Origin of the sequence: Kribbella sp. ALI-6-A (genome assembly GCF_001984195.1) — a bacterium.
In the GTDB taxonomy this organism is placed as follows: domain Bacteria; phylum Actinomycetota; class Actinomycetes; order Propionibacteriales; family Kribbellaceae; genus Kribbella.
In genome coordinates, this window is sequence record NZ_MTQN01000012.1 from 2,095,837 (window position 1) to 2,119,980 (window position 24,144).

The 24,144-nt window shown below is 69.4% G+C and carries 18 protein-coding genes; 11 read left to right on the plus strand and 7 right to left on the minus strand.

What is annotated here, in order from left to right; translation table 11 throughout:
- Nucleotides 1-7: 7 nt before the first annotated feature.
- On the minus strand, nt 8-1,759 hold the full coding sequence (locus tag BWI15_RS36495) for a hypothetical protein (RefSeq protein ID WP_077019020.1): 1,752 nt from the start codon (nt 1,757-1,759) through the stop codon (nt 8-10).
- A 206-nt stretch (nt 1,760-1,965) separates the two neighbouring features.
- On the opposite strand from BWI15_RS36495, the gene BWI15_RS36500 reads away from it, so the two are divergent.
- Genes BWI15_RS36500 through BWI15_RS36515 form a run of 4 tightly spaced genes read left to right on the plus strand, consistent with a single transcriptional unit; the run spans nt 1,966 to nt 6,427 of the window.
- Nucleotides 1,966-2,889 (plus strand): carbohydrate ABC transporter permease, encoded by a 924-nt coding sequence (locus BWI15_RS36500; protein WP_077019021.1) that lies wholly within the window; start codon nt 1,966-1,968, stop codon nt 2,887-2,889.
- Nucleotides 2,879-3,763, plus strand: coding sequence for a carbohydrate ABC transporter permease (locus BWI15_RS36505; protein WP_077019022.1), 885 nt, complete (start codon nt 2,879-2,881; stop codon nt 3,761-3,763). The genes BWI15_RS36500 and BWI15_RS36505 overlap by 11 nt, the downstream gene beginning before the upstream one ends.
- Before the next feature lie 50 nt (nt 3,764-3,813).
- Nucleotides 3,814-5,145, plus strand: a complete 1,332-nt coding sequence (locus BWI15_RS36510) for an ABC transporter substrate-binding protein (protein ID WP_077019023.1) — start codon at nt 3,814-3,816, stop codon at nt 5,143-5,145.
- Between the two features lie 25 nt (nt 5,146-5,170).
- Nucleotides 5,171-6,427, plus strand: coding sequence for a Gfo/Idh/MocA family protein (locus BWI15_RS36515; RefSeq protein ID WP_077019024.1), 1,257 nt, complete (start codon nt 5,171-5,173; stop codon nt 6,425-6,427).
- Here the strand turns inward: BWI15_RS36515 and BWI15_RS36520 are convergent.
- Entirely contained in the window at nt 6,424-7,341 is a 918-nt protein-coding gene (locus BWI15_RS36520; protein ID WP_077019025.1) for a phosphotransferase enzyme family protein, read from the minus strand. The genes BWI15_RS36515 and BWI15_RS36520 overlap by 4 nt on opposite strands.
- A 298-nt stretch (nt 7,342-7,639) precedes the next feature.
- On the opposite strand from BWI15_RS36520, the gene BWI15_RS36525 reads away from it, so the two are divergent.
- Complete coding sequence (locus tag BWI15_RS36525) at nt 7,640-9,076, plus strand: hypothetical protein (RefSeq protein WP_077019026.1); 1,437 nt, start codon at nt 7,640-7,642, stop codon at nt 9,074-9,076.
- 49 nt (nt 9,077-9,125) lie between these two features.
- On the opposite strand, the gene BWI15_RS36530 is transcribed toward BWI15_RS36525, so the two are convergent.
- Both BWI15_RS36530 and BWI15_RS36535 read right to left on the minus strand, forming a co-directional pair.
- Entirely contained in the window at nt 9,126-10,337 is a 1,212-nt protein-coding gene (locus tag BWI15_RS36530; RefSeq protein WP_077019027.1) for a cytochrome P450, read from the minus strand.
- Between the two features lie 62 nt (nt 10,338-10,399).
- Nucleotides 10,400-11,086 carry a TetR/AcrR family transcriptional regulator gene (locus BWI15_RS36535; protein ID WP_077019028.1) on the minus strand — a complete coding sequence of 229 codons (687 nt, stop codon included), beginning with the start codon at nt 11,084-11,086 and terminating at the stop codon, nt 10,400-10,402.
- Nucleotides 11,087-11,192: 106 nt separating this feature from the next.
- On the opposite strand from BWI15_RS36535, the gene BWI15_RS36540 reads away from it, so the two are divergent.
- Complete coding sequence (locus BWI15_RS36540; protein WP_077019029.1) at nt 11,193-12,371, plus strand: FAD-dependent monooxygenase; 1,179 nt, start codon at nt 11,193-11,195, stop codon at nt 12,369-12,371.
- A gap of 19 nt (nt 12,372-12,390) precedes the next feature.
- Here BWI15_RS36540 and BWI15_RS36545 read toward each other — a convergent pair whose 3' ends face one another.
- Nucleotides 12,391-13,602: an aldose epimerase family protein gene (locus BWI15_RS36545; RefSeq protein ID WP_077019030.1), complete on the minus strand. Its 1,212-nt coding sequence runs from the start codon at nt 13,600-13,602 to the stop codon at nt 12,391-12,393.
- 213 nt (nt 13,603-13,815) lie between these two features.
- On the opposite strand from BWI15_RS36545, the gene BWI15_RS36550 reads away from it, so the two are divergent.
- The 3 genes from BWI15_RS36550 to BWI15_RS36560 all read left to right on the plus strand — a co-directional run bounded on the left by BWI15_RS36550 (nt 13,816) and on the right by BWI15_RS36560 (nt 17,629).
- On the plus strand, nt 13,816-14,415 hold the full coding sequence (locus BWI15_RS36550) for a cysteine hydrolase family protein (RefSeq protein ID WP_193432212.1): 600 nt from the start codon (nt 13,816-13,818) through the stop codon (nt 14,413-14,415).
- A gap of 7 nt (nt 14,416-14,422) precedes the next feature.
- Nucleotides 14,423-15,343, plus strand: coding sequence for a GlxA family transcriptional regulator (locus BWI15_RS36555; protein WP_077019031.1), 921 nt, complete (start codon nt 14,423-14,425; stop codon nt 15,341-15,343).
- A 126-nt stretch (nt 15,344-15,469) separates the two neighbouring features.
- Nucleotides 15,470-17,629, plus strand: a complete 2,160-nt coding sequence (locus BWI15_RS36560) for an MMPL family transporter (RefSeq protein WP_077019032.1) — start codon at nt 15,470-15,472, stop codon at nt 17,627-17,629.
- 50 nt (nt 17,630-17,679) lie between these two features.
- Here BWI15_RS36560 and BWI15_RS36565 read toward each other — a convergent pair whose 3' ends face one another.
- A complete protein-coding gene (locus BWI15_RS36565; protein WP_077019033.1) occupies nt 17,680-20,862 on the minus strand; it encodes a glycoside hydrolase family 3 N-terminal domain-containing protein in 3,183 nt (1,060 codons plus the stop codon).
- Between the two features lie 216 nt (nt 20,863-21,078).
- Between BWI15_RS36565 and BWI15_RS36570 the strand changes: the two genes are divergently transcribed.
- Nucleotides 21,079-22,023 (plus strand): NAD-dependent epimerase/dehydratase family protein, encoded by a 945-nt coding sequence (locus BWI15_RS36570; protein WP_077019034.1) that lies wholly within the window; start codon nt 21,079-21,081, stop codon nt 22,021-22,023.
- 11 nt (nt 22,024-22,034) lie between these two features.
- Here BWI15_RS36570 and BWI15_RS36575 read toward each other — a convergent pair whose 3' ends face one another.
- Complete coding sequence (locus BWI15_RS36575) at nt 22,035-22,637, minus strand: hypothetical protein (RefSeq protein ID WP_077019035.1); 603 nt, start codon at nt 22,635-22,637, stop codon at nt 22,035-22,037.
- Between the two features lie 73 nt (nt 22,638-22,710).
- Here BWI15_RS36575 and BWI15_RS36580 point away from each other — a divergent pair, with 73 nt between their 5' ends.
- Nucleotides 22,711-23,673 carry a TIGR03560 family F420-dependent LLM class oxidoreductase gene (locus BWI15_RS36580; RefSeq protein ID WP_077019036.1) on the plus strand — a complete coding sequence of 321 codons (963 nt, stop codon included), beginning with the start codon at nt 22,711-22,713 and terminating at the stop codon, nt 23,671-23,673.
- The last annotated feature ends 471 nt before the right edge of the window (nt 23,674-24,144 follow it).

The window sequence follows — 24,144 nt, forward strand, 5'->3', positions numbered from 1 at the left end:
GGCCGGCTCAGGCGGTGCGCAACCGCAGGGTGATCCGCCCCGGCGACCGGCCGGTCACGTACACCCGCAGCCCGTCCGGAACCAGGCTGCCGTTGAGGTGCGTGTAGCGCTCGCCCGGGTCCATCGCGACCCGCGTCGCGCCGTTGCCCGGGCCGAACTCGATCCGGTCGTCGCCGACGGTGTAGGCGCCGGTGCCCTCGACCAGCTGGTAGTTGCCGGAAGCATCGAGCTGCTGCACGCCGGACAACGTGCCGCCGGGCCGGAAGCACAGCTCGATCGCGAACGGCACCTCGGAGCCGTCCAGCGCGAACGACAGGTCGAAGCCGGTGCCGGTCTCCGCGACGGTGACCGACGTCCGCAGCGTCCGGTAGTGCTTCGGCCGGTGCGGGAAGTCCATCGAGGCGTAGAACCGGCCGTCCGGCGTGAGCGCGTACGCGCCGTCCGCGCGCCGGTAGCGGCGCGGCAGCGGCAGGTGGTACGGGACCTTCACCTCGTCGCCGAGCCGGAACGTGCGCGCCCCGGTCCGGCGCAGGCCGTCGCTGCGGAAGTGGCCGGTGCTGAAGAACTGCGGCGACAGCCGGACCGAGTCCAGGATCGCGGCGCCCTTGCGGAGCTTGAAGAACGTCGGGTTGGTGGACAGTCCGGACGCGATCACCGGGATGTCGTGGAAGTCGGTGCCGCCGAAGACGCTGGCGGTCCGGTCGCCACGGCGGATCCGGGCCAGGCCGTGCGCGCCGTACTCCTGGACGAAGTCGGTCGGGACGGTCCGGAGCGGCGGCAGTACGGCGGCCAGCTCGGGGCGCTCGAGCACCTCGGCGAGGAAGTCGCCGAGCTCGCCGGTCCCACGCCGTTCGATGTCCTTGGCAACCGTCGCGAACCGGCCGTCGCGGTCGTGCAGGGCCAGCTCACGGAACTGGGTCAGGTACCACCAGACGTCCCGGATCCGGTTCTGGTCCTGCCGCCGGGAAGCGATCGTGTCCACTTCGCCGTTGGGTTCGAGCAGGTGCAGGGTCGCTTCGAGATTGCGGCGGACGAAGCCGAGCAGTTCGGGTTTGCCGCGCAGCCAGGCGATCGTCAGCAGGCTCGGGTTGGTCACCTCCGACGCGTACGTCGAACTGCGCTCGCTGTAGATGCCGTCGGGCGTCGCGTCGATGCCCTCGTCCAGCCAGTCGTCGATCCGTGCGGCGTACCGGCGATCCGGGAACAGATGGTGCGTGCGGGCGAGGGCCGCCGAGATCTCCCAACGGTGGTTCGGCGTGTGCACGCCACCGGTGGCCAGCGCCGGGCCGGCCTTGCGAATGATGCGTTCGAGCACCGAGCGATGGACCTGGGTTTCCGGGCTGTCGTCGGCGTCCAGGAGGGCGTAGACGGTGCAGAAGTCCTGGACGGCGAACGCGCTGTCGGGCGGCGAGTGCAGATTGCCGACGTCGTACGTGCCGTCGTCGTGCTGGGTGCTCTCCAGTTTGTCGACCAGGAAACGCAGCGGAGCGAGCACCGTCGGATCGTGGTGATACCGCGAACGGTTCCAGACGAAACCGGCGACCAGGCGGCGGGCTTTGCGCGCGACGGTCCGCACGCTGTCGCCGGCATTCTGGTGGTTGCCGAGCACGAGGGGGATCTGGGTCTCGTTGGCGCGGGTGAGCAGGGCGAGTAGTTCCTCGTCGGCCGGTGCGCTGCCGGCCGCGTTCGCGAGGCCCGGCAGAACCGTGCCCACGGACAGTCCGGCGAGCGATCCGGCCAGAAAGGTACGTCGCTGCATGAGGCCTCCAGAGGCTGGAAAGCGATTGCCAAATGCCCAGTACTGTTCTTCGGCGGCACACCACTGTCAAGACTTCACAGCTGTCCGGAATCGGTCACCGAAAGGTCCGGCGAGGTCTTGTTCGAACCGCTTCGCTGAACTAGTTTGACCGACCTGGGCAAACGCTTTCCGGCACTATTGCATCAGCTTTCCGGAGGAAAGAAAAGATGAGCGCGCTGAGTGCATTGGGCACGCTCGGTCGGAAGAAACCGCCCGGGCAGAAGAAGGACAACGTCGCGGCGTACCTGTTCCTGACGCCGTGGCTGCTGGGCCTGTTCGTGATCACGATCGGCCCGATGATCGCGTCGCTGTACCTGGCCTTCACCGACTACAACCTGATCCAGGCCCCGCAGTGGACCGGCCTGGAGAACTTCACCCGGATGCTGTCCGACGAGCGGCTGCACAACTCGCTGAAGGTCACCTTCACCTACGTGCTGGTGTCGGTGCCGATCCAGCTCGCGGTCGCGTTGCTGCTGGCCGTCGTCCTGGACCGTGGGGTGCGCGGGATGGCCTTCTACCGTTCGGTGTTCTACCTGCCGTCGCTGCTCGGCTCGAGCGTCGCGATCGCGATCCTGTGGAAGCAGATCTTCGGCACCGACGGCCTGCTCAACCAGCTGATCACCCCGCTGGGCTTCGCCGGCAAGGGCTGGATCTCCGACCCCAGTACGGCGCTCGGCACGCTGGTGGTGCTGAACGTGTGGACCTTCGGCGCCCCGATGGTGATCTTCCTGGCCGGCCTGCGGCAGATCCCGGCGATGTACTACGAGGCCGCCTCGGTCGACGGCGCCGGACCGCTGCGCCGGTTCTTCAGCATCACGATGCCGCTGCTGACCCCGATCATCTTTTTCAACCTGGTGCTGCAGATCATCCACGCGTTCCAGTCGTTCACCCAGGCCTTCGTGGTCTCCGGTGGCACCGGCGGACCGTCGGACTCGACGATGTTCTACACGCTGTACCTCTACGACCGTGGCTTCGGCAATTTCGACATGGGATACGCGTCGGCGATGGCGTGGTTCCTGCTCGTGATCATCGGAGTCTTCACCGCGGCGAACTTCGTCGCCTCGAAGTACTGGGTGTTCTATGACGACTGAGACCCTGCCCCGGTCCGTCCCGGCCACCCGGGCCACGACGCCGGTCTGGCGGCGGGTGCGCCCCGCGCTGACCCACGTCGCCCTGGCCGCGGCCGCGGTGGTGATGCTCTACCCGGTGATCTGGATGGTGGTCAGTTCACTGCGGCCCGGCAACGAGATCTTCCGCGAGCCCGGCATCCTGGTCCGTGACCTGCGGATCGAGAACTACCGGCTCGGCTGGAACGCGCTGACCGAACCGTTCACCCGCTACCTGCTGAACTCCGCGGCCGTCGTCCTGGGCGCGATCGTCGGCAACCTGGTGTCGTGCTCGATGGCGGCCTACGCGTTCGCCCGGCTGAACTTCACCGGCAAGAAGTTCTGGTTCGCGATCATGCTGGTCACGATCATGCTGCCGATCCACGTGGTGATCGTGCCGCAGTACATCCTGTTCAGCCAGGCCGGCTGGATCAACACGTTCCTGCCGCTGATCGTGCCCAAGCTGCTGGCCACCGACGCGTTTTTCGTCTTCCTGATGGTGCAGTTCATCCGCGGCATCCCGCGCGAGCTGGACGAGGCGGCCCGGATCGACGGCTGCGGCAAGGGCGGCGTCTTCCTGCGGGTGATCCTGCCGCTGATGGTGCCGGCCCTGGCGACCACCACGATCTTCACCTTCATCTGGACCTGGAACGACTTCTTCAGCCAGCTGATCTACCTGACCGATCCGAAGATGTACACCGTGCCGGTCGCGCTGCGGGCCTTCGTCGACGCCACCGCGAGTACCTCGTGGGGCTCGCTGTTCGCGATGTCGGTGGTCTCGCTGGTGCCGGTCTTCCTCGCCTTCCTGCTCGGCCAGCGGTTCCTGATCAAGGGCATCGCGACCACGGGCATCAAGTAGCTCGTCCCTGTTGTGTTGTACGCCGTACGTCCCTTCAGAAAGGTTCACCCATGAGGCCGCTACCCCGACTGACCGCACCGCCGCGCCGGCGCGTGCGGGCCCTGGCCGCCGTCGCGATGGCCGCCGCCCTGCTGGCCACCAGCGCCTGCGGAGGTGACTCCGGCGGCGGTGGTGGTGACTCCGCCGGCGAAGAGGTCACCCTCCGGTTCAACTGGTGGGGCTCCGACACCCGGCACAAGATCACCCAGCAGGTGATCGACTCCTTCCAGAAGGAGAACCCGAACATCAAGGTCAAGGGCGAGTTCGGCGAGTGGGCCGGCTACTGGGACAAGCTCGCCACCACCGTCGCCGCCAACGACGCGCCCGACGTGATCCAGATGGACGAGAAGTACCTGCGCGAGTACGCCGACCGCGGCGCGCTGCTCGACCTGAAGAAGGCCGAGGGCCTGGACACCGCCAAGTTCGAGCCGGACACGCTGGGCGCCGGGGAGTTCGACGGCGGCCTGTACGGGCTGAACGCCGGCATCAACGCGTTCACGATCGTCGCGAACCCGGCGGTGTTCAAGGCGGCCGGGGTGGCGATCCCCGACGACACTACCTGGACCTGGGACGACTACGCCCGGATCTCGGCCGAGATCAGCCGGAAGCTGAACGGCAAGGGCTGGGGCACCGCGGCGTACGGGGCCAACGACGCCAGCCTGAACATGTGGGCCCGCCAGCGCGGGGAGTCGTTGTTCACCGAGGACGGCAAGCTCGGCGTGAGCAAGGACAAGCTGGCCGAGTTCTACACCAACCTGCTCGCGCTGCAGGCCTCGAAGGCGACGCCGTCGCCGGAGTTCACCTCGCAGGACATGACCGCGCCGCTGGACCAGAACGGGATGGCGACCGGGAAGCTGGCGATGGCCTTCTCCTGGAGCAACCAGCTCAACGCGCTCAGCAAGGCGTCGGGTCAGCAGCTCAAATTGCTGCGGCTGCCGAGTGTGACCGGTAAGGCGAGCGAGAACGGCGCCTACTACAAGGGGTCGATGTTCTGGTCGATCTCGTCGCGGTCGAAGCACCCGAAGGAGGCCGCCAAGTTCGTCAACTACCTGGCCAACAGCGCTGCCGCCGGCAACCTGCTGCTCGCCGAGCGCGGCGTCCCGCCGAACACCGAGATCCGCGCCGCGGTCACGCCCAAGCTGCAGCCCGCCGACGCGGCCTCCGCGGCGTTCATCCAGGCCATCGCCAAGGAGCTCGGCAAGCCGTCGCCGCCGCCTCCGGTCGGTGGTGGTCAGGTCGAGAAGATCATCCAGCGCTACACCACCGAGGTGCTGTTCGGGCGGTTGTCACCGGCCGACGCGGCGCAGAAGTTCATCGACGAGATCAACGGGGAGCTGAAGTAGTGTTGCCGACGGCAACTGATTGCGCATGACCAGCACACCGCCGGCCGGGCGTGCCCCGGCCGGCGCCGCGCCGCGCGTCGCGGTGGTCGGCGTGCACGGCCACGGCACTTGGCACGTCCGCCACTGCGCCGAACTCCATGCGGCCGGCCGCATCCGCCTGGTCGCGGTCGCCGACCCCCAGCTCGCCACGCCCGGCGAGCCCGCTGCCTCCGCGGCTCCGCCTTCCTCCCCGCCCGCCCCCGGCGCAGCCGGGGGCGGGCGGGTTACTCGGGTAGAAGACCTGCCCGCAGGGACGCTGGTGTTCGCCGACCTCGAAAGCTTGCTCGCGGCCACCGAGGTCGACGTGGTGGTGATCAGCACCCCCATCCACACCCACGTCCCGCTGGCCGAGCTGGCCCTCCGCGCCGGTGCCGACGTGCTGCTGGAGAAGCCTCCGGCCGCATCCCTGGAAGAGTTCGAGCGGCTCCAGCGTGTGGTGGAGGAGACCGGCCGCGCCTGTCAGGTCGGCTTCCAGGTGCACGGGTCGAAGGCCGCCCGGACGATGGCGGAGTGGGTGCGCGACGGGCGGCTGGGGGAGATCCGCGGAATCGGCGCCGTCGGGACCTGGATCCGGAACCAGGAGTACTGGCAGCGCGCGCGGTGGTCCGGCAAGCGGAGCCTCGACGGCGTCGCCGTGGTGGACGGCGCGGTGACCAACCCGTTCGCCCACGCGTCGGCGACCGCCTTGCTGGTGGACGGCTCAGGCACCGCCGGGCAGGTCACCACGGTGGAGACCGAGTTGTACCGGGCGAACCCGATCGAGGCCGACGACACCTCGACCGTCCGGATCAGTACCACCCGCGGTACGACGATCGTTGCCGCGCTCACCTTGTGCGCCGAGCCGCCCGGCGGTGATCCGCAGATCATCGTGCACGGCTCCCGCGGACGCGCCGTACTGACGTATCCGACGGACCACCTGGAGCTGACCGTCGACGGCGTCACCACCTCCGCGTCGTACGAGCGGGACGACCTGCTGCTCAACCTGATCGAGCACCGGGAGGACCCGGCCGTCGAGCTGCTGGCTCCGCTCGAACAGCTCGGCGGTTTCACCAAGGTGCTCGAGGCGGTCCGGCTGTCACCGCCGCCGCGGGAGATCGACCCCGCGCTGATCAACTGGCAAGGCGAGGGTCCCGAGCGGCATCCGGTGGTGCACGACGTGAACAAGTGGGCCGGGCAGGCCGCGGAGAGCCTGGCCCTGTTCAGCGAACTCGGCGCGCCCTGGGCCGCCGGCAACGAAGGTTAGAGCAAGCGGCCGGCGGCTGCGCGGAGCTCCGCCAGCTCGCCGGCCGCCCAGCCTTCGGCCCGCGACTCGGTGCCCCGGAACAGCGGCTTGCGGACCAGGTGGAAGTGCAGGTTGGAGATGCGGCCGGCAACGGTCAGCCAATCGATCGCGGCCAGGTCCGCGGGCGCGATCGGGCGGTGCCGCTCGTAGCCTGCCCGGAACGCGTCCCAGTGCGGTGTCGCGGCGACGCCGGTGAAATCGGCCGCGCGATACCCCTCGGCGGACAGGTCGAAGTCGTGCAGGCTCAACCCGTCCGGGGTGATCAGCACGTTGTCGAGCGAGACGTCCCCGTGGCAGACGCCCCGGCTGAGGCCGTCGGCGACCTTGTCCCGAACGGCGCTCGCGAGCGCCGCGACGAGCTCGCCGTCGGCGGCCGGGAGCAGCGGGACGATCTCGGCGGCCGGCTCGTCGAGACTGTGCGACAGGTCGGCCGCGCGACGGTCGAGCGCCGGCGCGAAGGTGTCGGTCGCGGTGTGGAACTGGGCGACGAGCTCGCCGAACGAACGGTAGAGGTCGTCGGTGAACGGCGCCTGCGGCTTGGACCCGTCGACGAACGCGGTCAGCAGGTACGGCCGGTCGCCCTCGGGCATCGCGAGTACGCCGGCCGATGCGCCGTCCCCGAGCGGGATCAGCGGCGGGGTCGCGACCTGGTGCTGGGACAAGTGGATGGAAAGCTCTGCCTCCCAACGGATCTCCGGCAGCGGGCGGACGGCGTACAGCTTGATTACGTAGTCGCCCGTCGCGGTGGTCAGCCGGTAGACGTCGTTGACCAGCGACCGCAGCAGGGTGCACCCGGTGAAGGGCAGCCGGTAGGCCTCCGCGAGGTGGTCGCGCAGGTCGTCCGGACGGGGCAACGATCTCTCGATCCGGACCATGTGATGTCCTTTGCGTGACGTCGCGGGGGTGGCGGGCGTTGGAGAGTACTGAAGCAGTACCAGGGGAGACGATTCCGTACTCGGGGGCCGCTCAGGAAGCGGGTTTTCCTGCGGGACGGCAGTGGCTCACGGGGTAGGACGGAATCGTTGTACGGATTCACCTCCCCTGAACGCCCCGGGAACCGGTAGCCTCGTGCAGCCGCCGCGCACTTTTCCGGGGGACACCCAGAATGGTCGCGGTACGACGACCACCACCGACGAACTGCCGGAGAGCCCAAACCGGTCAGGAGATCCCGTCTTGCAGGAGAACACCACCAGCAGCAGTTCCGGCGAACTCGCGAACGTACCCCTCACAGGTGCGGACAAGGTCGCCTACGCCTTCTACGCCACCGCGGCGACCGCCGCGCTCGTCGGCCAGGTCTGGGCCGGCGTCACCCACATCCCCTGGCCCGACGAGGGCTTCTCGACGTTCCTCAAGATCGCCCTCGTCACCCCGGCCGTCGCCGTCATCGAGCTCGGCGGTGTGGCGACCGCGGCGCTGGCCGACCTGCGCCGGCGCAAGGGGGAGCAGGCCTACGCCTACCGCGCGATGTCGCTGTTCGCGGCGATCGTCGCGCTCGTCTTCAACGTGGTCGGCCACTGGCGGCCGGAGGAGCGGTTCCTGGCCTTCGGCTTCGGCGGGCTGTCCGCGTTCGCCTACGTGCTCTGGCTGATCCACAGCTCGGCGCGGCGCCGTGACGCGCTGCGGGTGTCCGGCCAGATGGCCAACACCGGCCCGGTGTACGGCGTGGTCCAGTGGCTGCGCGAGCCGCGGCTGACCTGGCAGGCCCGGTCGCTGGCGATCGAGCACGGCTACGGGATGTTCGAGAGTCTGCGGGCGGCGCGCGAGCACGTACGCAACGCGGCCCGGCGCAACGCGATCGCCGGCACGGTCGCGGAGTACATCCGCTCGGAGCACCAGGACGAGCGACTGGCCAAGATCGCCGAGACGACCTACGACGCGGACCGGCTGGCCGGGATGCTCGAGGAGCGGATCAACTACGAGGTGGTCACGAACAAGCTGACCCGGGCCATCTCCCCGCCGCCGGAGGAGCCGCCGGCCGAGGAGCGCAACGACCTGCGCGCCGCGGTCTGGGTGGTCGAGGGCACCGCGCTCAAGCCGCAGCAGCTGCGGCCGGCCGACGGTGGCGTGAACATCCGCGACGAGGACGCCTGGGGCGAGGCGATGACCGGTGAACTGATGGCCATCGTCGACCCGCCGGTCAACGCCGAGGGGGTCGCCGAGGCCGAGGTGGTCGAGGACGAGGCCGAGCACGTGGTCAACGGGGTCCGCAAGCCGGTCAAGGCGTCGCCGGTGGTGCAGAAGCCGTCGGAGCCGTCGCCGTTCGCCCCGGCCGACCAGGTCGCGCGGCCCGGCGTGCCGGAGCCGGTGGTCGCCGAGCCGGAGCCGAAGGTCGTCGTCACCGAGCCGGTCGTCGTGACCGAGCCCAAGGTCGAGGCGCCGAAGGCCAGGCCGTCGCGCCCGGAGCCGAAGGTCGTCGCGGCCGAGCCGGTCGAGAGCGAGCCGACCGATCTGGAGAAGCGGCGGATGCGCGCGTGGAACATGCTCTCGGACTGGCCCGAGGGTCACGAGCGCAGCGCGAAGAAGCTGGCCGAGGCGATCGGGTGCAGCGAGCCGATGGCCAGCCGCTTCATCGAGCAGTACGAGGCCGAACTGGTCAGCACCAAGAACTGAGCAGCAACACACTGAGGGCCCGCTTTCGAGCGGGCCCTCAGTGCTGTGCTCAGGCTTTGACGGTGCCCAGGTTGACCGGGAGTTCGGCGAGGCCGCTGACCAGGACGCGGCGCCACTCGAGGTCTTCGGCGGGCTTGGCCAGCGACATCTCCGGGAAGCGGCGCAGCAGCGCGAGCAGCGACTCCTGCAGTTCGATGCGGGCCAGCTGGGCGCCCAGGCAGAAGTGCGGGCCGAAGCCGAAGGACAGGTGCTTGTTGTCCTTGCGATCCAGCCGCAGCTCGTCGGGTTCGTCGTACGCGCGGGGATCGCGGTTGGCGGAGTTCAGCGCGGCCATCACCCCGTCGCCCGCCTTGATCTGTACGCCGTGCAGCTCGACGTCCTCGATCGCGACCCGCAGCTGACCGACCTCGGAGAAGCGGTTGAAGCGCAGCAGTTCCTCGACCGCCGACGGGACCAGCGAGGGGTCGTCGACGAGCCGGGCCCAGTTCTCCGGCCGGCGCAGCAGGGTCGCGACGCAGCTGGAGATCTGGTTCGCCGACGTCTCGTGCCCGGCGACCAGCAAGTTGACGCCGAAGGCAATCAATTCCTCCTGACTCAACCGGTCACCCTGCTCGCGCGCCCGGACCAGCTCGTCCAGCAGGTCCTCGGCCGGCTGGTCGGCTTTCGCCAGCTTCCGGTCGACCAGCGCCTCGATGTACGCCGTCAGCTCGGTCATCGCGTTCTCGACGAGATCTTTCTCCGCCATCCGCATGCTGTAGCCGAGCTCGGTCCACTCGCGGAACTGCTCGCGGTCCTCGTACGGTACGCCGAGCAGCTGGCAGATCACCTGGATCGGCAACGGCAGCGCGACCAGCTGCCGGATGTCGGCGCCGTCACCCGCCGCGGCGACGTCGTTCGCGAGCTGGGCCGACAGGTCGGCCACCCACGGCCGGGTCCGCTCGATCCGCCGGTGCGCGAACGTCGACGACACCAGCTTGCGCAACCGGCTGTGCTCCGGCGGATCCGTGGTGGTCAAGCTGTTCGGCATCGGCTTGGCCAGCGCCACCCGCGGCGCCCCGTGCTTCACCACCGCGGCCCGCGAGAACCGCGGGTCGGCCAGCACCAGCCGCACGTCGTCGTACCGCGTCACCAGCCAGACCTCGGCACCCGCCAGGGTCCGGACCCGCGCGACCGGCCGGTTCTCCCGCAGCTCCGCGAAGGTCGGCGAGGGATCGAACCGGAACGCGTCGTCGAACGGGATGTTCAGCACGGTCTCCGTCATGCTTCGACCCTATGTAGTGAGGTGACCCTTCGCTCGGCCGAGCAGTGTGTCGGTCGGCCGGCTCACGAGCGCTCGGCGATCAGGGCGGCGAGGCCGTCGAGGATGCGGTCGATGCCGAACTGGAGGGCGTTGCCGGACTCGGCGGTGGCGGCCTCTTCGGCGAAGGCGGCGGTGACGGCGGGGAAGCGGTCGCCCACCGCGGCCATCGTCTCGGCGAGCTGTGCGGTGTAGTCGGCGGACGAGCCCGGTGGCGCGAGCTGCTCGACCAGGCTGCGGACGTGCCCGTTGAGCAGCACGATGGTGTCCAGCCGCTCTGCTCCGGTCAGCCCGGTTCCGCCGAGCGCGGTGAGGGCGGCCTCCATCCAGCCGAGTTCGTTGGGGCCGATCGGGCGCTGGCCGGTGGTGAGGTCGATCGTCCACGAGTGCGCGCTGTAGCGGGCGAAGATCGTCTCGGCCCAGAGTTGCAGTCCCGCGCGCCAGCCGTCGGCTGCCGGCGGCGGCGGCCCGAGCGCGGTGTCGAGCATCAGCGCGGTCAGTTCGGCCTTGCCGGGGACGTAGCGGTACAGCGACATCTTGGTGAAGCCGAGCCGCTCGGCCAGTCGCTGCATTGACAGGTTCGCCAGGCCTTCGGCGTCGGCGAGCTCGATCGCCTCGGCGACGATCCGCTCCAGCGACAGCGCGGGCTTCGGGCCGCGTCGGGCCCGCTGCTGGGTGCCCCAGAGCAGCTCGACGGCAGTCGGTGCCGGCATCGCGGTCCTCCTCGAACAGCTCCGTTGACGAGGAACTGTGTCTACCATACTCTGATTCGTGTCCATCGGAAACAGTTTCCGTCGGACCCAGTTCCAGGGAGGCGTCATGAGCAGGTCCGTTCTAATCTCCGGGGCGAGCATCGCCGGCCCCGCGCTCGCGTACTGGCTGAGCCGGTATGGGTTCGACGTCACCGTGGTCGAACGCGCGCCGGAGTTGCGGCGTGGCGGTCAGGCCGTCGACTTCAAGGGCCGCACGCACTTGGTCGTACTCGAGCGAATGGGCCTGCTCGACGAGCTCCAGCGGCGCCGGACCGGCACCACCGACACCGTGCTCGTCGACGAGCACGACCACGAGTTGGCGGTCATCTCCGGCGAGTTCACCGGCGGCGATCTGGAGATCCTGCGCGGGGACCTTTCCGAGATCCTGTACGAGCGGACCGCCGAGCGGTGCGAGTACCTCTTCGGCGACTCGATCAGTGCGTTGACCGACTTCGACGACGGCGTCCGGGTCGCCTTCGAGCACGGCCCGGACCGGACCTTCGATCTGGTGATCGGTGCCGACGGCATCCACTCCCGGGTGCGCGGACTGGTCTTCGGGCCGGAGCGGGACTTCGTGAAGCACCTCGGTCACTACTACTGCGTCGCCGGCGCGAACCCTGGTGGCTCAGCCGAACGACAGGTTGCCCGAGGCCACAATGTGCCGGGCAAGCTCGCGGTCACCGGTGGGTCGAAGGGTCAGCAGTTCTACCTGTTCGCCTCGTCCGAGCTCGGCCACGGCCGCGACGACGTCCAGGCACAGCGCGACATCCTGCGCACGGTGTATGCCGACGTCGGCTGGCAGGTTCCGCGGATGCTCGACGAGCTGGACGGGTTCGCCGACTTCTATCTCGACTCGCTCAGCCAGGTCCGGCTGGACGGCCACTACACCCGCGGCCGGGTCGCGCTGGTCGGCGATTCGGCGTACGGGAACACGCTGGGCGGATTCGGCACCGGGCTCGCGATCGTCGGGGCGTACGTGCTGGCCGGCGAGCTGGCGCTTGCCGAAGGCAATCACCTGGCGGCGTACCCTCGCTACGACCGGATCATGAAGCGCTACGCCAAGATCGCGGGCAACGGCAACACCGGCCGCTTCCTGGCGCCAGGAACGGCGACCGGGATCAGGCTGCGCAACTGGTTCCTCGGCTCGCGGATGTTTTTGCTGATGACCAAGTACACCGACAAGGCCGCGAACGACATCGACCTGCGGGACTACCCGGCGCTGGTGGTCGCCTCGTCGCCGAGCTGACCACCAGCGGCGGCGCTGTCTACTTGGTGCCGAAGGAGTAGACCGTCCGGGAGGTGTAGGTCTGGCCGGGGCGCAGGACCGTGGACGGGAAGTTCGGCTGGTTGGGGGAGTCGGGGAAGTGCTGGGTCTCGAAGGCGAACGCGTCGCCCTGCCGGTACGACTTGTTGCCGATGCCCTGGAACGTGCCGTCGAGGAAGTTGCCGCTGTAGAACTGCGCGCCCGGCTCGGCCGTGTGCACGGTGACGGTCCGGCCGCTGTCCGGCTCCCAGAAGCGCGCCGCGAAGCGCAGGCCGTCGCGGCCGGGCTTCCCGCCGAGCACGAAGTTGTGGTCGTAGCCGCGCCCGATCACCAGCTGCGGGTGGTCGTCGCGCAGCCGCTTCCCGATCGCCGTCGGCCGGCGGAAGTCGAACGGCGTCCCGGCGACGGACGCGATCTCGCCGGTCGGGATCAGCCCGGAGTCCACCGGTGTGTACGACGGGGCGTTCAGCTCCAGGACGTGGCCCTCGATCGATCCGCTGCCCTCGCCGGCCAGGTTGAAGTAGACGTGGTTGGTCAGGTTCAGCACGGTCGGCTTGCCGGCCACGGTCGCGTGGTAGTCGATCCGCAGGTCGTCGTCGGTGTCGAGCGTGTAGGTGACGGTGGTGGTCAGTGTGCCGGGGAAGCCCATCTCGCCGTCCGGACTGACGTAGCTGAACGCGACGCCGACGTGCGACGGGGTCTGCACGACCTTCGCCGTCCACACCCGCTTGTCGAAGCCGGTGGTGCCGCCGTGCAAGGCGTTCTCGCCGTCGTTGACGGGGATCTGGTAGCTCTGCCCGTCGATCGAGAACCGGCCCTTCGCGATCCGGTTGCCGTACCGGCCGATGGTCGCGCCGAAGTACGGGCTGAGCTTCGCGTAGTCCGGCAGGTTGTCGAAGCCGAGGCTGATGTTCTCGGTCTGGCCCCGGCGGTCCGGGGTCTCAACCCGCTGGATGGTCGCGCCCCATGTCAGCATCGAGACGGTCACCCGCCCGTTGCCGAAGGTGTAGACGTCGACCTTCTCCCCTTGCGGGGTGGTGCCGAAGGGGTCCTTGCGGATGGACAGGCGGCCGTGGTGTGAACCCATGGACGTGACTGTAGTAGCCGTCGGCTGGGCGCCGGCCGAACTGGTCAGGGCACCGGCCGCGGCGGCGCCGAGGCCGAGCGCTCCGGCGGCGCGGAGGACGTGGCGACGAGGCAGGTGGTCTGGCATGTGCTCTCCTCGATCGGTGGGGGCGGTGGCCGGCGAGAGCGTTCTCACGCCGACCCGGGCACTGTAAGCACCGGCGTCCGGTGTTTGCCAGAGTTCGTCACTGTTCGAATTCGTCCGATGACTCAACGGTGCAGGCGACCCGTGACCGGATCGGTCCGCCTCGGGGCGCGATGATGCCTGGCGGCCGGGCCGTCGTCCGGCGAGGCTGGAGGCATGACACAGACAGCGCTGATCGTGATCGACGTCCAGGAGTCTTTCCGGGTCCGGCCGAACTGGCAGGCCGTGAACCACCCCGACATCGCCGACCGGGTCGGCCGCCTGGTCCGCAGCGCGCGCGACCGCGGAGATCTGGTCGTGTGGATCCTGCACACCGAGCCCGGAACGGGCGGCGTGTTCGACCCGGCGTCCGGCCACGTGCGGTTGATCGAAGGGCTGGAGCCGATCGAGGGGGAGCCGGTGCTCACCAAGACCTCGCACAACGCCTTCACCACCACGAATCTCCAGCAGTTGCTCGTCCAGCGCGGCATCCGTGAGTTGGTGATCAGCGGGATCCGGACCGAGCAGTGCTGCGAGACGACCACCCGGGTCGCGTCCGATCTCGGGTACGACGTGGTGTTCGTGACCGAGGCGACCGCCACGACGCCGTTGCCGCACTGGACGCTGCCGGCCGACGCGTCGCTGGAAGAGGTGCTCGCCGACCCGCGGACGCTGTCACCCGAGGTGATCACCGAGCGGACCGAGTACGCGCTGGCGGGACGGTTCGCCACCATCCGGACGCTCGACGAGCAGGCCGGACTGCTCGTGGGATCCTGACCGGATCATGCGCAAGGTCGTGTTCTTCCTCGTCCCTCGGCTGCATCTGCTCGACCTCGCGGGGCCGGCGCAGGTGTTCTCGACGGCGGCCGATCTCGGATATCCGTACCAGCTGCACTACGTGGCCGAGGCCGGCGAGGTCAGCACCGCGCAAGGTGTTCCGGTCAGGGCGCAGGTGGACTGGCCGGCGCTCGGCCGGGACGACCTGATCGTCGTACCGGGGTGGCGGTCGCCGCGGTTGTCGCCGCGGCCGCCGATCTCGGCGCGGACCAAACAGGTACTGCGGACCCATCACGCGGGTGGTGGATCGGTGGCGAGCGTGTGCTCGGGCGCCGACGCGCTCGGCGCCGCCGGTCTGCTCGACGGCCGGCGCTACACCACCCACCACGACCTGACCGAGGAGCTCGCGGCGCGGTACCCGAAGGCGAGCATCGTGCGCGACGTCCTCTACGTCGTGGACGAGCGGGTGATCACGTCGGCCGGTATCGCCAGCGGGATCGATCTCGCACTGCACCTGGTCGCGATCCAGCACGGCGCGGTCGCGGCGGCCCGGGTCGCCCGCGAGATGGTCGTCTACGCCCGGCGCAACGGCGACGAGCTCCAGGAGAGCGCGATGCTGCGCCACCGGGGACATCTCAGCGATCTCGCCCACCGGGTCCAGGACGTCATCGACAGCCGGTACGCCGAACGCCTGCCGCTCGCCGAGCTGGCCCGTTCGGTCGGGGTCAGCGAGCGCACCCTCACCCGTGTCTTCACCACGGCCACCGGCCTCACGCCGCTGCGCTACCAGCAACTCCTCCGCCTCGAACGCGCCGAACACCTGATCGCCCACGGCTCCACCGTCGACGCCGCCGCGCGGATCGTCGGCTTCGAGGACCCTCGCATGCTCCGCCGGCTGCGCTCCCGGGCTCCCGCCGCCACGGCCTGAGCGGCCGGGGGTGGGGTTAGACCCACCCATCAGGGGGAGCTGCGTCTCCTGAGATTCCAGCGCCGGATCGGCAGGCTCTTGGGTGCGGGCAGAGCGCCCGGGCGGGGTCGTCGAGAGGGCTGGAAGATGAGCAGGGGATCAGTGACCGTTCGGGTCGCGCGGTGGAGCGCCACCCATCCATGGCGGGCGATCGGCTTGTGGCTGATCCTCGTCGCCGTCGCGGTCGGGTTGTCCGTGATGGTTCCGAAGCAGCAGACCAAGGCAGCCGACACCTGGGTCGGCCAGTCCGGGCAGGCCGCCGAGATGATCCAGCAGGCCGGGCTCGGCGACAAGCCGAGCGAAACGGTGCTGATCACCGATCCGGACGGTCGGCTCGATCGGGCCGAGGCGGCCAAGGCCTTGCGCCAGCTCGAGCAGAAGATGACCGGCATCGCCGCGGTGAGCACCGTCGGCGCTCCGATCTGGGCCGAGAACGGCAAGGCGGCGTTGCTGCCGATCGAGCTGAAGGGCAGCGCCGACGACGCCGCCGACAACGTCGACCAGCTGGTCGCCGCGACCGCCGACGTCCAGAAGGAGAACCAGAACCTCAGCATCCAGCAGACCGGCAGCGCGTCGCTCGACGCCGGCATCTGGAAGCAGGTGGGCAGCGATCTGGCCAAGGCCGAGAAGCTCAGCCTGCCGATCACGTTCGCGCTGATGCTGCTGGCGTTCGGCGCGCTGATCGCGGCCGGGATTCCGGTGCTGCTGGCCATCTCCGCGGTCGGTGCCGCGCTCGGGTTCTACGCGCCGCTGTCCTACCTGTTCCCCGACGGCGGCTCGGTCGCGAACGTGGTGCTGCTGATCGGCATGGCGGTCGGCGTCGGCTACTCCTTGTTCTACCTCAAGCGCGAACGTGAGGAACGCCGCCGCGGCCACGGCACCGTCGACGCGATCGAGATCGCCGCTGCCACGTCGGGACACTCGGTGGTCGTCTCCGGCATCGCGGTGATCGTCTCGATGGCAGGCCTGTACGTCGCCCAGGACCCCGTCTTCTCGTCGATGGCCACGGCAACCATCGTCGTCGTCGCGGTCGCGGTCATCGGTTCGCTCACCGTCCTGCCCGCGCTGCTGGCCAAGCTCGGCCACCGCGTCGACCGCCCGCGCGTTCCGCTCCTGTGGCGCCTCAACCGTCGGATCGGCCCCGGCGGGATCAGCCGCCGCCTGCTCGCCCCGGTGCTGCGCTTCCCCAAGATCGCGCTGCTCGTCTCGGTGCTGGCGATCGTCGCGCTCGCCGTCCCGGCGTTCGGCATGAAGACCGAGCCGGGTGGTCTGAGCACGCTGCCGCAGAGCATCCCCGAGGTGAAGACGATGCAGCAGCTGCAGGCCAACTTCCCGTCCCAGGGCATGGCGTACGACGTGGTTGCGCGCAGCAACGACGGCGAGGCGCCGGTCGCCGCGTTGACCGCGCTGCAGCGCACAGCCGTCGCCAGTGGCAAGTTCGTCGTCACGCCGGGCCAGCAGGTCCGGAGCTCGGGCGACACCGCCGTCCTGTCACTGGTCTCGGTCCGGCCCGACACCAGCGACGACGCCAGGATCGCGCTGGGCGAACTGCGCGACGATCTGGTGCCGAAGGCGTTCGCGGCCGGATCGGGCAGCACCTGGGCCGTCGGTGGGGAGACCGCGGACTCGATCGACTACGGGCAGAACCAGCGCGACAAGCTGCCGTACGTGATCGGCTTCGTACTGATCCTGACGCTGGTGATGATGGCCATCACGTTCCGCAGCCTGGCGATCGCCCTGGTCACGACCGCGCTCAACCTGGCCTCGGTCGGGGCCTGCTTCGGGGCGCTCGCGCTGGTCTTTCAGCGCACCTGGGCCGAAGGGCTGCTGGACTTCACCTCGCCCGGCTTCATCGTGTCGTGGATCCCGCTGTTCCTGTTCGTGATCCTGATCGGGCTGTCGATGGACTACCACGTGTTCGTGCTCAACCGGATCCGCGAAGGGGTGCGGGACGGGCTGAGCCCGAAGGAGGCGGTCCGCAAGGGCATCACCGAGTCGGCCGGGGTGGTGACCAGCGCGGCCGCGGTGATGGTCTCGGTGTTCGCGGTCTTCGCGACGCTCGGCATGATCGAGATGAAGCAGATGGGCGTCGGCCTGGCGGTCGCCGTCCTGATCGACGCGACGCTGGTCCGGATCGTCATGCTGCCGTCGATCCTGGTCCTGCTCGGTCGCAGGGCCTGGTGGCCCACCAAGTTGTCAGCGGCCACTGTCGAGCCGACGCCGGAGCGTGAACTGGTCACGGCCTGACAGCAAAACAGCGGGGTCCGGTGCTGCACCGGACCCCGCTGTTCGTCGTGCTACTTCAGCTTGTACGCCGCCGCCAGCTTGGCGATCGCACCGCTCAGGTCACCGCTGAGCGCCAGGTGCTCGGCGTCCGCGGTGAGCTTGGACACCGGCTCGTCCAGGTTCTGGCCGATCTCGTCCTGGGCGATCCAGCGGGCCGCCGCGACAACCGCGTCGTCCTCGGCGAAGCCGTCGACCCGGCTGCGCTGCAACGACTTGCCGGCCTGGCCGAGCGCGACCAGCGCGGTTGTTGCCTGCGGCCCGGACCAGTCCTTCACCCGCAGGGCGATGTCGATCGAGATCGCCGCGACCAGCGCGTTCGGGTCCAGCAATCCCTTGCGCAGCAGGACGGTCTTCGCGTCGACCAACTTCTGCCGGGCCGCCGCCTGCGTGGTCAGACCCCAGCCGTACGGGTACTGCGGGTCGTACGACGCGTCGCCGACGTTGATCGGCTGCTGCGCCTCGGTCTTCGGCCAGGTCACCGGGAGCCGCCCGCTGAACGGCTGCTTGCCGAACAGCACATCCGCGACGCCCGCGCCCTCGGTGCCGGGCAGCCACGAGGCGACCAGCGCGTCGATCTCGCCGAGCTGATCCGCGACCACCTGCGGCCGGCCGGAGACGACCAGGACGACGCACTTCATCGCCGCGCAGACCTTGTCGACCGCGGCCTTGTCGGCGTCGCTGAGCAGCAGGTCGTGGCCGTTGCCGACGTCACCGATTCCCTCGGCGTACGGGCGTTCGCCGACCACGACGACGCCGACGTCGTGGCCGTCGAGCGGCGCCGAGGCGTCCTGGCTGAAGGTTGCCGCCGGCACGTTCTGCCGGATGCCGTCGAGGATCGTCGTACCGGTCGTGGTCGCGCCCGATCCGCCCTGCCAGCTGATGCTCCAGCCGCCGAGCTGGTTGCCCAGGTCGTTGGCGTTGCTGCCGGCCACGTACACCTTCGCGCTGCTCTTCAGCGGCAGCACGTTGCCGTCGTTCTTCAGCAGCACCTGGGACTTGGCCGCGGCCTCGCGACCGACCGCCCGGTGCTTCGCGCCGCCGATCTCGCTCAGCTTGCTGGTGTCGGCGTACGGGTGCTCGAACAGGCCGAGCTTGAACTTCTGCTCCAGGATCCGGCGGACCGCGTCGTCGACCCGGGCCTGGCTGACCCGGCCCTCGGTCACCTCGGTGGTCAGGCCCTGGGTGAACTCCTGGTACCGGGTCGGCACCATGATCATGTCCAGCCCGGCGTTGATCGAGGTCCGGATGTCGCTGGCGTAGTCGCCCGGCAGCTGGTCGATCGCCTGCCAGTCGGAGATCACGAAGCCGTCGAAGCCCATCCGGTCCTTCAGCACGCCGTTGATCAGCTCGGCGTGCCCGTGCATCTTCACCGCGGGCTTGTCGTCGCCGATGATGTCCACGCTGGAGTACGACGGCATCACGGTCCCGACGCCGAGATCGACCGAGGTCTGGAACGGGTCGAGGTGGATCGCCTCGAGCTGCTGCCGGGTCACTTCGGTGACGCCCTGGTCGATGGTGTAGGAGCCGGTGGTGGACGAGCCGTACGTCGTACCACCGTCGCCGACGTAGTGCTTGGCACTGGCCAGCACCTTGGTGTTCTGCTTCAGCTGGCTGCCGTCGGCCTTGCCCTGCATGCCGGTGATCACGGTCGCCATCGCCTTGACCAGCGCCGGGTCCTCGCCGAAGCCCTCGTACGAACGGCCCCAGCGATCGTCGCGCACGACGCAGACGCAGGGCGCGAAGTCCCACGGGATGCCGGTCGCGCGGACCTCGGTCGCGGTCACCTCACCGGTCCGCCGGGACAGGTCCGGGTCGCGGGTCGCGCCCAGGCCGATGTTGTGCGGCAGGATCGTCGCACCGATCACGTTGTTGTGCCCGTGCACCGCGTCGACGCCGTAGATCAGCGGGATCTGCAGCCGGGTGGCCTGCGCGTTGAGCTGGAAGGTGTCGATCATCGCGGCCCAGGACGCCGGGGTGTTCGGGGTCGGCACCGAGCCGCCACCGGACAGCAGCGAGCCGAGCGCGTACGTCGCGATGTCGGACTTCGTCCGGACCGCGTTGCGCTCCGCCTGGGTCATCTGGCCGACCTTCTCGGCCAGCGTCATCCGGCCGAGCAGGTCCTTGACCCGGGTCTTCACCGGGAGCTTGCTGTTCAGGTACGGCAGGTCGTGCGCGTTGATCACGACGACCGGCTGGCTCGCCGGAGCCTTCGCGCCGGTCACGGTCAACTCGACCGGGATCGTCTCGGCGGCCTCGGCCGACTTGTCCTTGCGGGTGACCACCTGGACGGTGTGCGACGTTCCGGACGGCGTACCGGCCGGGAAGGTGAACGCGCCGGAGACCGGGTTGTAGTCGTCGGCGCCCGCCGTACCGGTGCCGCTGCGGAAGTCGACGGTGACCGGCTCCTCCAGCGGGACTGCGCCGGTGGTGGCGACCGACACCTTGACCTGCGCCGTACCGCCCTCGTCGACCGGGTAGACGCCGGCGTCGGTGACCACGCTCGCCTTCAGCGCCGGGTCGGCCTTGCCGAAGACCTCGACCTGGTCGATCGCGAACTCACCGGGCGAGCCGACCGGCATCGTGAACGCGTAACCCCACATCTGGGTCAGGCCGAGCACCTGGTCGATGCCGCCGACCGGCTGGTAGTCGCCGCGATAGGCCAGGTCGCTGAACGGGATCTCGACCAGGTGCCAGCCCTGCCAGTCGTCGGTGAAGCTGGTGTTCCACAGCTCCGACGCCTCGGCGTTCGCGCCACCGTCCTTGATCTCGAAGAAGATCCGCTTGCCCGACCCCGGCGGCAGCGGCGCGGTGTTCTGCCCGTACCACCAGAACCGGATCCCCTTGTACGCCGACCAGTTGCCCGGGTTCTGGTCGAAGGTCACGTCGTGACTGAACCCGCCGTACCCGCTGATGTTGTAGGTCCCGTGCAGGACCTTCTCGCCGACCGGCGCGTCGTCCCGCGCCTGCAGCTGCATCGTCGGCGGGTCGTCGGCGTCACTGCCCCACCCGAAGATCCCCGGGTTCGGCGGCGACGCGAACGGCTCCGCCCCCTCGAACGCCGCCAGCACGGTCGGCTCCGGATCGTCGGCCGCTGCCTGCGACGCCACCCCCAACGGCAGCAACCCCGCCAGCAGCGCCGACACCGTCACCACCACCGTCCGCCGCGACAGACGCTTACCTGGCCACCTGGGCATGGGCGACTCCTAGCTCTCAGCACAGGTGCCTCACACCCGCGTCGGGCCCGATGCTCAGCCCTCCCGAACCCCCGGTCAAGACCCCGCCGGTTCCGGAACTAGAGCGCTCTCACGCACCGAGACCGCCGACCGGGACGACGTGGGTCAGGTATGGGCTGAGATCATCGACCCCATGCCGACCGCATCCTGGCTGCACGGACAGAGAGTCCTGGGTCGATGAGAGTCCTGGTCACCGGTGCCTCCGGGTTCGTCGGATACGCCGTCGCCCGCCGCTTCGCTCTCGCCGGGCACGAGGTGTTCGGGCTGACTCGGGGCGACGCGGCGCTGCCCTCGGGTGTCGAGCGCGTCTTCGGTGACTTGCTGGACGCGAGCTCCGTTCGGAAGGCCGTTGGGCAGGCCCGAGCTGAGGTGGTCTGTCATCTGGCCGCCGCGGTGCGGGTGCGCGAGTCCCGGGTCGATCCGGTGACGTACTGGCAGACGAATGTCGGTGGCACGCTGGCCCTGCTCGGCGCGCTGGCCGACGGCCCGTCGGAGCCCGCGAAGCTGATCATCGCGTCGACCTGCGCCGTCTACGGCGAACCCGCGACGCAACCGGTCCGGGAGGACGCCCGCCCGGAGCCGGGCAACCCGTACGGCGCCGGCAAGCTCGCGGCCGATCGCGCGGCGGCGGACCTGGCGGCGGCGGGGGCGATCGGGGCGATCAGCCTGCGCGCGTTCAACGTGGCCGGTGGCTTGCCCGGACATCCGGATCGTGACGAGTCCCGCTTGATCCCGAAGGCGGTCGCCGTCGCGCAGGGCCGCGCTCCCGAGCTCGTCGTCAACGGCGACGGTACGACGGTGCGCGACTACGTCCACGTGCTCGACATGGCAGACGCGTTCCTCGCCGCGGCCGGTCTCTGCGAGCCGGGCGAATGGCAGGCGTACAACGTGGGCGGCGGTGGTCGCACCACGATCCTCGACGTCATCGAGAGCATCGAGCGGCTGACCGGCAAGCCGCTGCCCGTCCGGCATCAGGCCGGCGCGGCCGAGCCGCCGGAGCTGACAGCGGACTCCACGGCGTTCCAGCAGGCGACCGGCTGGACCGCTCGCCGCTCAGATCTCGACCGGATTATCGGCGACGCGTTGGACGCGGGCGCGTCGGCGTATTCACCGGGCGCGTAGCCGGATCCGGATTACTGCGCGCTCAGTGGAACGGCGACCAGGGTTTCCGGGCGCATGTAAGGCCGGGGTCCCAGGGTGTGGCGGAAGCGGACCAGCTCGGCTGTGTTGACCGTGACCTTGCCGAGGGGGACGTGGCGGTGGGCCGTGACCCAGGCGATCAGGGTGGTGGGGTCGGGGATGGGGGCGGCGAAGTGCAGCAGGTTGACGTACCAGATGTCGCGGATTTCCTCGGCCTCGAGCCAGCCGTCGGGGCCGAGGGCGTCGGCGTACAGCTTCTGGAGGCGGTTGGCGTGGTCGTCGAGGGGGTGGGCGCAGGCCATCACGGTGCCGCGGGTGAGGATCAGGCCGGCGATCTGCGCGGCTTCGAGGGTGAGCTGGTCGAGGCGGCGCGTCAGGGGGCCCGCGGGGTCGGGGCGGAAGACGGTGCTGACAGGCCAGCGTTCGCCGTTCTCGACCGGGGGAGTGTCGACGCCGTGCTGCCCGGCGGCGATCAACGGCGTGGCGGCGGTGAACAACTGGTCGAACCTGGTCGGGTGGATCGCGATCGTCTCCTCGGGTCGGATGGCAGCCGGTACGACGCCGCGTGCGGCCGGGCGGTTCGATTGAGAAACCACGGTGGTCCGATTGAGAAGGAATCCCGTCCGCCAGGTGGTAGACCGGTTCAGCGGGCCGGGAAAGGATGGGGGCATGACCACACGTTTCGGGATTTTTGTTCCCCAAGGCTGGAAGATGGACCTGACCGAGATCGCCGATCCGGTCGAGCAGTGGGAAGCGATGACGAACGTCGCGAAGCGGGCCGACGAAGGTTCCTGGGACTCGATCTGGCTGTTCGACCACTTCCACACCGTGCCGGAGCCGAGTGACAACACCACCTTCGAGTGCTGGTCGGCGACCGCCGCGCTAGCCCGCGACACCAAGCGGGTGAACATCGGCCAGATGGTCGGCTGCAACGGCTACCGCAACCCGGCGCTCTACGCGAAGATCGCCTCCACCGTCGACGTGGCCAGCCACGGCCGCCTGTACGCCGGGATCGGCGCCGGCTGGTACGAGCACGAATGGAAGGCTTACGGCTACGAGTGGACCGACGTGAAGCCGCGGATGGCCGCGTTCCGCGAGGCGACCGAGATCATCTGGAAGATGTGGACCGAGGACAAGCCGGTCTACAACGGCAAGCACTACTCGATCGACGCCCCGATCAACCTGCCCAAGGGCGCCGGCAACACGCGTCCGCAGTTCTGGATCGGCGGCGGTGGCCCGCAGGTCACGCTGAAGCTGGTCGCCCAGTACGCCGACGCGGCCAACATCGGCGGCGGCAACCCGGACGTGATCCGGGAGAAGACGGCGATCCTCAAGGGCCACTGCGACAAGCTCGGCCGCGACTACAACGAGATCGTCAAGTCAACCGGGCTGAACGTGTTCCCGATCGACGCCGGTGACGACCCGCAGAAGGCGACCCAGAAGGCCCGCGGGCCGAAGGACTGGGAGCAGTTCTCGAACGACAACATCATCGCCACCGAGGACGAGATCGCGAACAAGGTCGAGGCCGCGCTCGAGGCCGGCGCCGACTACGTGATCTTCTACGTGCCGGGCGTCGCCTATGACCTCGACCTGGTCGACCGCGTCGAGCAGGTCGCCAAGCGCTTCGCCTGAGCCTCTCCCGCTGTCGCGCATTTGGTGGGTTGACCCCGCAGTTAGGTGGGTTGACCCACCAGTTCGACCGTTGGCCCACCGGAATTCGGTGGGCCAACGGTCAGTTTCACGGGTTCACCCAGGACAAGCGCTTCGCCTGAGCCCTCCCTCTCCCGCCACCCGCGCCTGCCCTCCGCCCCCGCCCTATCTGTCCCGAACTCCCTCGCTGCATTTGGTGGGTCAACCCACGATCTGACCCCTTGGCCCACCGAATTCCGGCGGGCCAACGGGCGATTTGGTGGGTTAACCCATGAAATGCGGAAGCCGGGACGCTGGGGGGAGGAGGGCGTGGGTTGCGGGGCGGGGGAAATCGGGGGCGGGACCCAACCGGGCGGCGGCGGGGCGGTGTGAGACAGCTGTCTCAGTGGCCGGTATCGGCCATGACGGGTTCAGGTCAGCCGGATTCGTGGACCGTGGCCCAGGGCAACTGCC